The following is a 13,169-nucleotide window of genomic DNA, read 5'->3' on the forward strand; positions in this document are numbered from 1 at the left end:
CGGCTGGCTTCTTAATTCTCGCCGTAGGCAGCCGGATCGCTGAGCTTTGAGGCAGCAGCCTCATCCAGGTAGACCACGACATTGGGGTGACGCTGCAGGATGGTGACCGGCCAATCACGGCGGGCCTTGCCCTCCACCAGTTCCCGCACCGCATCGGCCTTGCCCTCACCGAGCGCAATCATGACGATGCTGCGGGACTCCATGATGGTGCCCAACCCCTGGGTCAGCGCCAGCTTGGGAACCTGGGAGATATCGCCCTCGAAGAAACGGGCGTTATCGCGCCGGGTCTGTGCCGTCAGCGCAATCGTCCGGGTGCGGGTGTCCTGGGTGGAGCCGGGTTCATTGAAGGCGATGTGGCCGTTGGAACCGACCCCCAGGATCTGGAAGTCCACGCCACCGGCAGCCTCAATGGAATCGTCATAGTCCCGGGCCTCGATCTCGGGGATCTCCGCCAGGCCATCCAGACCGTGGACCGCGCCCTCGGCGAAATCCACCTGGGAGGAAAAGAAACGGTCGATGAAGTTGAAGTAGCGCTCCGGGTGATCCGCCCGGATGCCGACATATTCATCAAGCATGAAGGCTTGGGCGTTGGCGAAGCTCAGCCCCTCTTCCCGATGGCGGCGGACCAGCTCCGCATAGACCGGCAGCGGGCTAGACCCGGTGGCGACACCCAGAATCGTGGCGGGATTTTTCTTCAACAGCGCCTCAATGGTGTCGGCGATCTCGGAACCGATCACCTCGGCATTGGGCTTGATGAGAACCTTCACGGATTTCCTCCTGCACCAGAGGGGATCCGCATCGAGGCGAATCTACACCGGTGGTGTCCTGATTGTTGGATGGCATGGGCAGTTGAAATGAGACAACGCGGAATGTTCGGGACTGGAGGATCACCGTCTTTACCACGTCGGAATTTGCCTAGTTTAACACCGTGCTTCTTCCCCGCCGCGGATACTCGGCGACAGGCCCCGGACCGGGGAACCCCGGAGGGGGAATCCTGGTGGTTTTGGGGGTGTGGGGATCCAGAGGTATGAATCCCGGTGGGGTTTCGGGGAGTGAAGGGTAGGTCTCGAGGATCGGGCGAATGGGGTTGAATCCAGGGGAATTCAGCTGATCCTCGAGACCTACCCTTCATTGGGCCCGCAGTCCCTGTGAAAGAAAAGAAAAACGAGGCCCGGACATTAATGAAAATGTCCGGGCCTCGTCCGTAGGGGTGGCTGACGGGGCTCGAACCCGCGACACCCAGGATCACAACCTGGTGCTCTACCAGCTGAACTACAGCCACCATCGCTGCTCTTGGCAGCGAGAACTAGCTTAACTCATCGCCCCAGGATCACAAAAACCGCTGGTAGTTAGCGGTTGCATCCCTTGCAGCGGCATGCGCTTCGGTGGAGTTCGGGCCCGGGTGGGCAACGAAGGTACTGCGGCGGTAGTAATCCAATTCGCGGATCGACTCCACAATATCCGCCAGTGCGCGGTGGGCCATGCCCTTGGGCGGCTGGTTGTAGTACACCTTGGGGTACCAGCGGCGTGCCAACTCCTTGATGGAGGAGACATCAATCATGCGGTAATGCAGCGCGGCGTCCAGCCGGGGCATCTGCTCTCGGAGGAATGCCCGGTCCGTGGCGATGGAATTGCCGGCCAGGGGAGCGGGATGCGCCGGGTCACAATGCTCCGCAATGAGCTCGAGGACGGCGTTCTCCGCCTCCTCCATGGTCACCGTGGACTCCCGGATCTGGGCGGCCAGACCATTCTCATTGTGCATATTGGTGACGAAGTCATCCATCTGCGCCAACTCTTCCTCGGTGGCGTGGACGACCAGATCAACACCTTCGCCGATGATGTTCAGGTCGGCATCGGTAACCAGGGCGGCGACTTCCACGATCACATGCCGGTGGATGTCCAGTCCGGTCATCTCCAGGTCGACCCAGACCAGACGATCATTCTTAGCGGGGGTTATATCAGTCATTCTCATCCATTCTTGCAGTTCGAGGTAGGCCCCTCTGATCTAACCATGTAGCCCCGGCACGGCGGCCGGGGCCGGGGATGAGAGGCGCTCCCTAACTCATCCGGGCGTAGAACCAACCCATGACCGGGGAGAGCAACCCGGTGGGGGCGTAGGAGGAGACGGTGTTCATCGCCTTCGACAGCGGCCCGGGAACCACCCGGCGCTTGTTCTTCGACATCGCCTCCAAGGTCTCCGCAGCGCAGGACTCGTAGGTGGTCCACAGGAAATCAGGCACCACCTTGTCCACGATGGACTGCTCCGCCGCGGGAATCTCATTGGCCCGTACCGGGCCAGGCGCCAGTAGGGTGCAGTGCACCCCGGTCTTCTTGAGCTCATAGTGCAGCGCCTCGGTGAAGGCATTGACGCCGGCCTTGGTGAACACATAGGTGGCGTTGTTCGGGATCGGAACATTGCCGGCGGCGGAACCGACATTGCAGATCGCGCCCTCGCCACGCTTGACCATGGCCGGCAACACCGCATGAGTCAGCTCGAAAACCGCGGTCGCGTTGAGCTGGAACTGGTTCTTCTCATAGGTCCAGTCCTGCTCGAGGAAGGGACCGAAGCTGGCGATACCAGCGGAGTTGATCAGGATATTGATCTCCTTATCCGCGATCGCCTCGATCAACCCGGCGACCTCATCCGGCTGGGAAAGATCTGCGGCATGGACATCGACAATCACGCCGTGAGCCTGTTCCAGTTCATCTGCCAGCTCCTGCAGCACCTGCTCACGGCGGGCGACGATGATCAGATTATGGCCGAACTTGGCCAGATCGCGGGCCAGTGCCTCGCCGATGCCCTGACTGGCACCGGTGATCAGGGCTCGGGAATTTGCGCCGGGGATGGGGAGCGGCATGGTGGGGGTCCTTCTTCTCGGTCGGTGTTCGTTGCCGTCCACGCTAATCGACGCCGCGGTGGGGTGGTGGGAGGTTGGGCGGGAAGGGGCGGGGGACAGTAAAACACCCGGGAATAAGGGAGAGGGTGAACCGGTTGAATGGTCATATGACATCCCGAATCTTTGAACCTGTCCAGTTCGGCAATCACGAACTGCGCAACCGCGTCACCATGGCACCGTTGACCCGTCAACGTGCTGCAGAAGATGGCGTGCCCACCCCCTTGCATGCCGAATATTATGCGCAACGGGCCTCAGCCGGATTGATAGTCACCGAAGGCGCGTTCCCGGCGTTCCACAACCGAAGTTTCCCCGGCCAGGGCGGTATCGCCAATGCAGAACAACAGGCTGGGTGGAAGCTGGTCGCTGATGCCGTTCACGAGCGTGAGGGAGTGATCTTCATGCAGATCATGCACGGCGGCCGGACCACCCACCCACTGCTGACCCGAGGTGCCATTCCAGAGGCGCCGAGCGCAATCGCCACGGGCGGCGTGACCCACACCTGGAACCACGGCAAGCATGAGTCACCGGTGCCCCGCACCCTGGACACCGAGGAGCTGCCGCGCATCGTGGAAGAATTCCGGGCGGCAGCCCGCCGCGCAGTTGATGCCGGCATCGACGGGGTGGAGATCCACGGCGCTAATGGCTACCTGCTGCATGAATTCTTGTCCGCGAACTCAAACCAACGCGATGACAGCTTCGGCGGTTCCCCACAAAACCGGGCTCGCCTGGTCATTGACGTTGTCCGGGCAGTGGCTGCAGAGATCGGTGCCGAGCGCACCGCGATCCGGATCTCTCCGATGAACAATATCCAGGGCATTGAGGAAACAGATCCTGAAGCCATCAAGGCCACTTACGGGGCTCTCTTCGCCGGGATTGCAGATCTGGAGTTGGCCTATATCTCCCTGCTCAAGTTTGACCTGGACGATGAGGTCGCAAAGTTTGTGCGCACCCAGGTCCAGGAAGAACTGGGCATCCCGCTGATACTGAACACCGGATTCACCGAGGTCACTCAGCTGGCGGAGGCTGAGCATCTGGTCGATGACCTCGGGGCAGATGCCGTGGCGGTCGGACGGTTGCTCATCGCGAACCCCGACCTGGTGGAGCGCTGGCGCAACGGTGATGAACTCAATGAGCCAGACGGCCAGACCTTCTACGATGGCGGCGAGCACGGGTACACGGACTATCCGCAGCTGGCCGCCTTTCTTAAGAGTTAAGGCTCCATACACAACTCAAAACAGGTCACGAGGAACTTCCTGAAGTTCCCCGTGACCTGCATTTTTTGGTGCCCCCAGCAGGATTCGAACCCGCGACCTGAAGGGTAGAAACCTTTTGCTCTAATCCACTGAGCTATGGGGGCCAGGGAGTGGTTACAACACTGCAACGCATTCCGAGAGACCACTTTAGCGCACTCAAATCACCGGGAGCCACATACCTCTCGGTGACCTACGCCTCTTAAGGCTCGGCGCGGCTAGGGATTCATCGGTGAGCGCCACTAGGGTGAAACCTATGGTGGAACCCGAGGGCGCCGATTCCAGGCCCACCGCCGGAATCGATGCAGCGCAACAACTGGCAGATATTCAGAATCCAACCCCGCAGCAGCCAACCCAACAGAACCCAAGGCAGCAGACGGCCCGGAAGTCCCGGGTCCGCGGCACCTGGCCGCTGTACCTGATCGTCGTGGTGGTTGCCGGGATCGTCGGCACCCTGATCTCCTGGGGCTTTTTGGCGGGCAACCTCGCTGCGTTGGGGCTGCCGGATCCCGGCCCGATCACCACCGCCGGACTGCCCTTCTTCCGGGCGGCGGGCTGGATTTTCGCCTCGCTGGCCGTGGGGTCCTTCCTCTTCTCGGCTTTTCTGATTTCACCGCGGGTGCCGGTCGGGGAGAACTCGGAGCCCGATAATTCTCAACTCAGGAAGGCGCCGTTGAGCGTCGATGGCCACCTGGCGTCCCGGACTGGGTCGATCGCGGCGATCTGTTTCGGTCTGATTGCCTTCCTGATGATTCCGCTGGTGCTTTCCGACGTCTCGGGCCAGCCCTTTTCGGTGACGGTCCAGCCCGCGGGCTGGAGCATGGCACTCGAGCAGGTGGCAGCGGCGCGGGTCTGGCAGTGGGTGGCGATCTTCGCCCTGGTCACCGGCGTGGCCGGACTATTCACCAGGAAGTGGATCACCCAGCCGCTGCTTTTCGCCGGTGCGATCCTGATGATCCTTCCGCTCGGCTTGGAGGGGCACTCGGCCTCCGGTGGTAACCATGATTATGGCACCAACTCCTTCCTCTTCCACCTGGTCTTCCTGGTGCTGTGGATCGGTGGTCTGCTGGCGCTGCTGGCGCACGGTCGTCGCCTGGGACCGGATCTGGATCTGGCGCTGCAGCGTTATTCAACTCTGGCGATGGTGGCGATCATCGTGATGGCGGCTTCCGGGCTGATCAATGCGGCGATCCGGATTGAGTGGTCGGACTGGTTCACCAGCAATTATGGTCTGTTGGTGGTGGCCAAGACCGCCGGTGTCATCGTGCTCGGCTTCTTCGGTCTGATTCACCGGCAGCGCACCATTCCGAAGATCAAGGCCAATTCCAATAATCGGGGTCTTTTCCTGCAGGTGGCCTTCGTGGAGCTGCTGGTCATGGCATTAATCACCGGTGTTGCCATCTCGATGGGCCGCACCCCGCCGCCGGCTCCCGAGCAAACTGACCTGTCCGTGATGGCGATTGCGGTGGGCTGGGAACTGACGAAGGAGCCGACGCTGAGCAGCATCTGGACGATGTGGCGGTTTGACCTGATGTTGGGCACCATCGCCCTGTTGCTGGCGGCGGCCTATATCTGGGGGCTGGTCAAGCTGCGCCGCCAGGGTGGGACCTGGAAGAATTCGCGCACCATGTGGTTCCTGCTGGGCTGTCTCACCCTGGGGGTCACCATGAGCTCGGGCATCGGGATGGCCATGCCGGCGACCTTCTCCATGCACATGGTCGCGCACATGATTCTGTCGATGGTGATCCCGGTGTTCCTGGTGCTCGGTGCACCGATGACCCTGCTGCTTGAGGTTGTCGCCCCTGGTGCGCCGGGTCGCCCGGGGCTGCGGGAGTGGGCCGAGGTGGCGGTGAACAACCCCATCCTGAAGCTCATTATGCATCCGGCGGTCAACACTCTTCAGTTCGTGGTCATCTTCTACATCCTCTACATGACCCCTTTCTACGAGACCATGATCTCGGAGCACACCGGTCACCTGTTGATGAACTTCGTGTTCTTGATCTCCGGCTACCTTTACTTCTGGGAGATGATCGGCCCTGATCCGAAGCCGGAGGAGCGTGCCGCCCTGGGCAAACTCGGTTGGCTGGTCTTCTCCATGCCCTTCCATCTCTTCTTCGGCGTTTATCTGATGCAGCTGAATGTGATTCTGGGGGAGAGCTTCTACGCCACCCTGGAACTGCCCTGGGACATTGATCTGCTGGCGGACCAGAAGGTCGGCGGCGGTATCGCCTGGGCCTCGGGCTCCTTCCCGCTGGCCATCGTCTTCGGGGTCCTCTTCAACAACCTCCGCAAGGAGGACCGGAAGCTGGAGAAGGAGATTGACGCCAAGGCTGAGAATGATGATTATGAGGATCTCAACGCCTATAACGCCATGCTTGCGCAGATCAGTTCCGGCGATGATCTCCAGGCGAAATACCACAATCAGGAGTTCCAGGACCCCGGTAGGTCCTAGCTCGCTTATCGACGCCCCTCCCACCACCGTTCCACGGCATGATCGCCGCGGGGCGGTGGTTCTGCTTTGACTGCTCCCTCCGACGTTTGGTTCCCGAGAATTCCTGGGGAGGACGGGGCTTGTGGACAACTGAAGTTGTCCACAGACCAGGGAACAGTGCAGGTGACGAGCGTTCCTGCGGGTGGCAGGGTCAGCGGTGTCAGTAGCGAACACACTGCACGCACGCAACCAACAAGGAGCAGATCATGCCGCAGATTCCCGCCACCATCACCGGAAACCTCACCGGGGAGATCCACCTCAAGGAGCTGTCCAACGGCTCCCGGGTGGCTCGCTTCCGGCTCGCCGCGAACCGGTCCTTCCGGGATGCCGAGGGCAACTGGCAGAGCACCGATTCCCTCTTCATCACCGTCGACTGCTGGAACCAGCTGGCCAACAACGTCAAGACCTCGCTGGCTCAGGGAATGCCGGTCATCGCGGTGGGGACTCTGTTGACCAATGAATGGACGGATAATAAGGGGGAGAAGAAGCAGCAGATTCTGCTCAAGGCCAACCACGTCGGCCTGGACTTGAACCGCTACGTGGTCAGCTCCGCTCGGAATCAGGAGGCCGGCGTGACAGTGGACGGAGTCGAACGACCTGACCCGCGCCATAACCCGACCCCGGATGAGGTCATCTCGCCACCGGAATCCGCCGATCGAGCAACCGGTGACGGGGCGACTGCCGAGTCTTCGCCAGGCCAGGAGGGCGCTGAGCGGGAACTGGTGGGTGTTGGGGTGGGTTCCGGTCCCGAATCGCAGGGCGGGGAGGGTGACACGGAACCTCCCTTTTAGGGGTGGTGAGGTACCCTTTGGGATGAATTAGCAACAACCAAAAGGGGAACAATGGGCGAGTTCATCTATACGATGCGAAACGTGCGCAAGGCCATCGGTGAAAAGGTCATTCTGGACAATGTCTTCATGTCCTTTTACCCGGGTGCCAAGATCGGCGTCGTCGGTCCGAACGGTGCAGGTAAGTCTTCAATCCTGAAGATCATGGCTGGCATGGATCAGCCCTCCAACGGTGATGCTTTCCTGGATCCGGGTGCCACCGTCGGCATCCTGCTTCAGGAGCCGCCGTTGAACGAGGAGAAGACCGTTCGTGGCAACGTCGAGGAAGGCCTTGGCGAGATCTTCCAGAAGAAGCAGCGCTTCGAGGCTATCGCGGAAGAGATGGCCACCGACTACACCGATGAGCTGATGGAAGAGATGGGCATCCTGCAGGAAGCCCTCGACGCCGCCGATGCCTGGGAGGTCGACTCCAAGATCGAACAGGCGATGGAAGCACTGCGCTGCCCGCCCTCGGATTCGCCCGTCACCCACCTTTCCGGTGGTGAGCGTCGTCGCGTGGCCCTGGCCAAGCTGCTGCTCTCCGAGCCGGACCTGCTGCTCCTCGATGAGCCCACCAACCACCTGGACGCGGAGTCCGTGCTGTGGCTGGAGAAGCACCTGGCTGACTACAAGGGCGCCGTCCTTGCCGTCACACACGACCGTTACTTCCTCGATCACGTCGCAGAGTGGATCTGTGAGGTCGACCGCGGAAAGCTGCACCCTTATGAGGGCAACTACTCCACCTACCTGGAGAAGAAGGCCGAGCGTCTCGAGGTCTCCGGTAAGAAGGACCAGAAGCTCCAGAAGCGACTCAAGGATGAGCTTGCCTGGGTCCGTTCCTCCCCGAAGGCCCGCCAGTCCAAGAACAAGGCACGCCTCGAGCGCTATGAGGAGATGGCTGCTGAGGCTGAGAAGTTCAGGAAGCTGGACTTCGAGGAAATCCAGATCCCGACCCCGCCGCGTCTAGGCAGCAAGGTCGTTGAGGTCAGTGAGCTGGAGAAGGGCTTCGATGGCCGGATCCTGATCAAGGACCTCTCCTTCACCCTGCCGCGTAACGGCATCGTCGGTGTCATCGGGCCGAACGGTGTGGGTAAGACCACGCTGTTCAAGACCATCGTCGGGCTCGAAGAGCCGGATGCCGGTGAGGTCAATGTCGGCGAGACGGTCCAGCTGTCTTATGTGGACCAGAACCGTGAGAACCTGGATCCGGAAAAGACTGTCTGGGAGACCGTCTCTGATGGCCTTGACTACATCATCGTCGGCCAGAACGAAATGCCCTCGCGTGGCTACCTCTCGGCCTTCGGTTTCAAGGGTGGGGATCAGCAGAAGCGGTCCAAGGTGCTTTCCGGTGGTGAGCGCAACCGGCTGAACCTCGCGCTGACCCTGAAGCAGGGCGGCAACCTGATCCTCCTGGATGAGCCGACCAACGACCTGGACGTGGAAACTCTCGGTTCCCTGGAAAACGCCCTGATCAAGTTCCCGGGCTGTGCCGTGGTCATCTCGCACGACCGCTGGTTCCTGGACCGCACCTGTACCCACATCCTCGCCTGGGAAGGCAACGTTGCCGAGGGCCAGTGGTACTGGTTCGAGGGCAACTTCGGTGACTACGAGCAGAACAAGGTGGAGCGTCTCGGCGCTGAGGCGGCCCGTCCGTCCCGCGTCACCCACCGCAAGCTGAGCCGCTAGTCTCTGGACCAGCCGACGCACCAGTTGCTTGAAGGCCCGCGCCCCACCGGAATATTGTCGGTGGGGCGCGGGCCTTTCGGGTATTTTAGGGGCGATATCCACTTGTGGGTTAGTCGCCGCTGGATGATTGATTCCCAGATGCCCTCGCTCCTTAAAGCGATGGGGTGAGATTCGCTCATGGTCGACTACACCCAGCTGCGGTGATCACCAGCCGACTATTCGAGACGGTCGGGGAACGTCGGTATACGGCAGCCATCAGGAGATGAAAACTGAGCTTTCTCGACTCTCTACCAAACTTTGCAGCAGCACCCCTTGTCGAACTGCTGCAACGGGGGTGCATCCCTGGTATGCACCCCTAGCCGCCCCTCAATAACCCCAGGGTTGTGGATCCCTGCTGGTCAGGAGTGTCAAAATTAAACGCGGATGTTCGTCAGGTGAACGGCTTTGAGCTGAAGGAATCGCTCCATATGGTGAGTTCTGTATCACGATCGATTCCCCTCCGGCAGGAGGCTCACATCAAAATCCCTCTCGACTACCACCACTCGCACCCCCTGTGAGCTGGGAGGTAGTGGGGATACCCTGCCGGGGCAGGCATAGAATCAGCTTTGATCCCCTCTGAATCAGGAAGCCACTCACATCATGACAACTGCAGAACAGACCTCGGGGTACGTCAAGACCCCGAAGAAGGCAGCGCTGTCGAGCTGGATCGGCTCGGCGCTCGAATACTACGATTTTGCGGTGTACGGCACCGCCGCCGCCTTGGTGCTCAACCACCTTTTCTTCCCGGCGGATACCGCCCCGGGTGTGGCGATCCTGGCCTCCATGGCCACCGTTGGTGTGGCCTATGTGGTCCGCCCCCTGGGTGCCCTGATCATGGGGCCGCTCGCGGACCGTTATGGCCGCAAGTTTGTGCTCATGATGTGTCTATTCCTCATCGGGGCCAGCACCTTCATCGTGGGCTGCCTGCCCACTTTCGATCAGGTCGGCTACCTTGCTCCGGCGCTGCTGGTGTTCTGCCGCGTGATCCAGGGCCTGTCGGCCTCCGGTGAACAGGCCAGCGCCATCTCCGTCTCCCTGGAGCACGCCACGGAACATCGCCGCGCGGTGACCGCCAGCTGGACGCTGCACGGCACGCAGTTCGGTACCCTCCTGGCAATGGCGGTGTTCATCCCCTTCACGGCCTTCCTCAGCGAGGAGGCCCTGATGTCCTGGGGCTGGCGCGTTCCCTTCTGGCTTTCCGCCGTGGTCGTGCTCGTCGCCTTCCTGATCCGTCGCAACCTGGAGGAGCCGCCGTCATTCAAGGAGACCCAGGAGGCGAAGGAACTCGCCGAGAACTCCGGCGCGGCCGTCGAGAAGCAGGCTTCCCCGCTGGCCATCCTCTTCCGCTACCACAAGGTCGCGGTGGCGCGGGTCGCCTGTGCGGCGATGATCAACACCGTCAATGTCGTCTTCACGGTCTGGTCGCTGTCCTTTGCCACCTCGATCGTGGGGCTGGACCGTTCCACCATGCTGATGGTCCCGGTGGCCGCGAATGCGGTGGCCCTGCTGAGCATCCCGCTCTCGGGCATCCTGGCGGACCGGATCGGTCGTCGCCCAGTGTTCATCATCGGTGCCCTCGGTTCGGGTGTGGCCATGAGCGCCTACCTCAGCGCCATCTACTCCGGTAACTGGCTGGCCATCTTCTTTGTCGGTGTGCTCATGTCGGGCCTGCTCTACTCCATGGCCAACGCCGTCTGGCCCGCCTTCTACGCTGAGATGTTCCCGACCTCGGTGCGGGTGACCGGCCTGGCCCTGGGTACCCAGATCGGGTTCGCGCTTTCCGGCGGCTTCGCCCCAGTGCTGGCCTCCTGGCTGGCCGGTACGGAAGGGGACAACTGGCTCACGGTCGGTATCTTCGTCGCTGCAATCGGCGTGCTCTGTGCCTTGGCGGGAATCTCCGCGAAGGAGACCAAGAACCTCAACCTCAATGAGATCGATGCGCTTCACACCGCCCGTGGTGAGGCCGCCGATCTGGCCCGCGCCGGAATCACCGCCGAGAAGCGTCGCACCAGCCTGATCATCGGACCCGATGGCCAGCCCGTAGAACAGCAGGAGGCGAATCTCTGATGCGTACCTCAATTGCCACAGTCTGCCTCTCCGGCACCCTGGCAGAGAAGCTGCGGGCTGCCGCAGACGCCGGTTTTGATGGGGTGGAGATCTTTGAGCAGGACCTGGTGGTTTCCCCCCATTCCCCGGAGCAGATCCGGCAGCGGGCGGCCGACCTGGGGCTGACCCTTGATCTCTTCCAACCCTTCCGGGATTTCGAAGGAGTGGACCCGGAGCTGTTCCAGGCGAACCTGCACCGGCTGGAAGCCAAATTTGCCCTGATGAACCGACTCGGCATCGAGACCATCCTGCTGTGCTCGAATGTCGCCACCGCCACCATCGACGATGATGAGCTCTTTGCGCAGCAGCTGAGCACCGCTGGCGAGCTGGCCCAGCGCTATGGCGTCAAGATCGCCTATGAGGCGCTGGCCTGGGGCAGGTTCGTCAATGATTTCGAACATGCCCAGCGCATTGTCGACGCCGCGGACCACCCCGCTGTGGGCACCTGCCTGGATACCTTCCATATTCTTTCGCGGGGTTGGGATACCGCCGGTGTCGCCGAGATCGCGGCGGAGAAGATCTTCTTCGTGCAGCTTGCCGACGCCCCGAAGCTCAGCATGGACATCCTATCCTGGTCGCGCCACCACCGGGTCTTCCCCGGCGAAGGTGACTTCGACCTGGTGCGTTTCATGGGTTTCCTCGCCGAGGCCGGCTACACCGGACCGGTGTCACTGGAGATCTTCAACGATTCCTTCCGCCAGGCTGAGGTCGGCCGCACCGCGGTGGATGGCTTGCGTTCCCTGCGTTGGCTGGAAGACCAGACCTTCCGCGCCCGGCAGGCCGCCGGGGTGAAAGATCCTGCCGGCACGCTCGCGCTGCAGCCGCTTCCCGAGGTCGCGGATCCGAGCATGGTGGACTTCGTGGAGATCTCCACCGGTCGGCTGGGGGAGACCACCAAACTGCTGCACCAGCTGGGCTTCTCCCTCGGTGGTTACCACCGCACTAAGGAGCAGTACCAGGTCTGGACCCAGGGTCAGGTCCGCATCATCATCGGTGATCAGGGGCCCACCGGCGCACCTGCCGCGATCACCGCCCTGGGGTTCCAGACCGAGAACCCGGCGGCCGCTGAATCCCGGGCCCATGTGCTGCAGGCGCGTCCGGTCTCCCGGGAAACCGGCTCTGATGAGGTGTTGTTGCGTGGGGTCTACGCACCGGATGGCACCGAGATCTTCTTCGGGGAAACCCCGGACAACAAGGTCCATCCCGCCTGGCTGCAGGAGTTCGGCCACGGGGCGGCCGAAGCCCCCGAACCTGCCCTGATCGATGGGCTGGACCACATCAACCTGGCCCAGCCCTGGCAGTACTATGACGAGACGGTGTTGTTCTACACCTCACTCATGGCGCTGGAGGCCACCGCCCATGAAGAATTCCCCAGCCCCATCGGGTTGATCCGCAATCAGGTGATGCGCTCGGCGAATTCCGCGGTGCAACTGTTGCTCAGTGTGGCCCCGGAGGATGCGGAACAGGGCAGGTTCCTGGCTGCTGCCTACCCGGAGCACCTGGCCCTGGCCACCACCGATATTGTGGCGGTGGCGCAACGCGCCCGCCAGCGGGGGCTGAAGTTTCTGCCCGTCCCGGAGAACTACTACGAGGATCTCACCGCGCGGTTCCAGCTGGACCCGGAATTCCTGGCGATTCTGCGCGAGCATGAGCTGCTCTATGACCGAGATGCCCATGGCGAATTCCTGCACTTCTACACCGGCACCCTGGGCACCATGTTCCTTGAGGTCGTGGAGCGGCGCGGTGGATTCGCCGGCTGGGGCGAGACCAATGCCCCGGTCCGGCTGGCTGCCCAGTACCGCAGTGAACGGGACCGTGCACGCGGTATCCCGAACTGATACACCTGTACCTCAACACAGAAAGCACCCGCGTA

9 protein-coding genes and 2 tRNA genes are annotated in these 13,169 nt (G+C 61.9%); 6 read left to right on the top strand and 5 right to left on the bottom strand.

Annotation, left to right across the window (positions count from 1 at the left end):
• Positions 1 to 11 precede the first annotated feature (11 nt).
• The 4 genes from nagB to cmrA all read right to left on the bottom strand — a co-directional run bounded on the left by nagB (position 12) and on the right by cmrA (position 2,858).
• A complete protein-coding gene (nagB, locus tag ACTU46_RS09905) occupies positions 12 to 767 on the bottom strand; it encodes a glucosamine-6-phosphate deaminase (RefSeq protein WP_443381425.1) in 756 nt (251 codons plus the stop codon).
• 442 nt (positions 768 to 1,209) lie between these two features.
• Positions 1,210 to 1,282 (bottom strand) — tRNA-His (locus ACTU46_RS09910).
• A 48-nt stretch (positions 1,283 to 1,330) separates the two neighbouring features.
• Positions 1,331 to 1,966, bottom strand: a complete 636-nt coding sequence (gene orn / locus ACTU46_RS09915; RefSeq protein WP_443381427.1) for an oligoribonuclease — start codon at positions 1,964 to 1,966, stop codon at positions 1,331 to 1,333.
• A 91-nt stretch (positions 1,967 to 2,057) separates the two neighbouring features.
• On the bottom strand, positions 2,058 to 2,858 hold the full coding sequence (gene cmrA / locus ACTU46_RS09920; protein WP_443381429.1) for a mycolate reductase: 801 nt from the start codon (positions 2,856 to 2,858) through the stop codon (positions 2,058 to 2,060).
• Between the two features lie 146 nt (positions 2,859 to 3,004).
• On the opposite strand from cmrA, the gene ACTU46_RS09925 reads away from it, so the two are divergent.
• Complete coding sequence (locus ACTU46_RS09925; protein ID WP_443381430.1) at positions 3,005 to 4,111, top strand: alkene reductase; 1,107 nt, start codon at positions 3,005 to 3,007, stop codon at positions 4,109 to 4,111.
• Positions 4,112 to 4,177: 66 nt separating this feature from the next.
• Here the strand turns inward: ACTU46_RS09925 and ACTU46_RS09930 are convergent.
• Positions 4,178 to 4,254, bottom strand: a tRNA-Arg gene (locus ACTU46_RS09930).
• Between the two features lie 149 nt (positions 4,255 to 4,403).
• Here ACTU46_RS09930 and ACTU46_RS09935 point away from each other — a divergent pair.
• The 5 genes from ACTU46_RS09935 to ACTU46_RS09955 all read left to right on the top strand — a co-directional run bounded on the left by ACTU46_RS09935 (position 4,404) and on the right by ACTU46_RS09955 (position 13,134).
• Entirely contained in the window at positions 4,404 to 6,599 is a 2,196-nt protein-coding gene (locus ACTU46_RS09935) for a cytochrome c oxidase assembly protein (protein WP_443381432.1), read from the top strand.
• 245 nt (positions 6,600 to 6,844) lie between these two features.
• Positions 6,845 to 7,429, top strand: a complete 585-nt coding sequence (locus tag ACTU46_RS09940) for a single-stranded DNA-binding protein (protein ID WP_443381434.1) — start codon at positions 6,845 to 6,847, stop codon at positions 7,427 to 7,429.
• A gap of 51 nt (positions 7,430 to 7,480) precedes the next feature.
• On the top strand, positions 7,481 to 9,151 hold the full coding sequence (gene ettA / locus ACTU46_RS09945) for an energy-dependent translational throttle protein EttA (RefSeq protein ID WP_443381436.1): 1,671 nt from the start codon (positions 7,481 to 7,483) through the stop codon (positions 9,149 to 9,151).
• 639 nt (positions 9,152 to 9,790) lie between these two features.
• On the top strand, positions 9,791 to 11,257 hold the full coding sequence (locus ACTU46_RS09950; RefSeq protein ID WP_443381438.1) for an MFS transporter: 1,467 nt from the start codon (positions 9,791 to 9,793) through the stop codon (positions 11,255 to 11,257).
• Positions 11,257 to 13,134, top strand: coding sequence for a bifunctional sugar phosphate isomerase/epimerase/4-hydroxyphenylpyruvate dioxygenase family protein (locus ACTU46_RS09955; protein ID WP_443381440.1), 1,878 nt, complete (start codon positions 11,257 to 11,259; stop codon positions 13,132 to 13,134). The genes ACTU46_RS09950 and ACTU46_RS09955 overlap by 1 nt, the downstream gene beginning before the upstream one ends.
• Positions 13,135 to 13,169: the final 35 nt, after the last annotated feature.

The sequence above is a fragment of the Corynebacterium sp. A21 genome (assembly GCF_052266655.1).
GTDB lineage: Bacteria > Actinomycetota > Actinomycetes > Mycobacteriales > Mycobacteriaceae > Corynebacterium.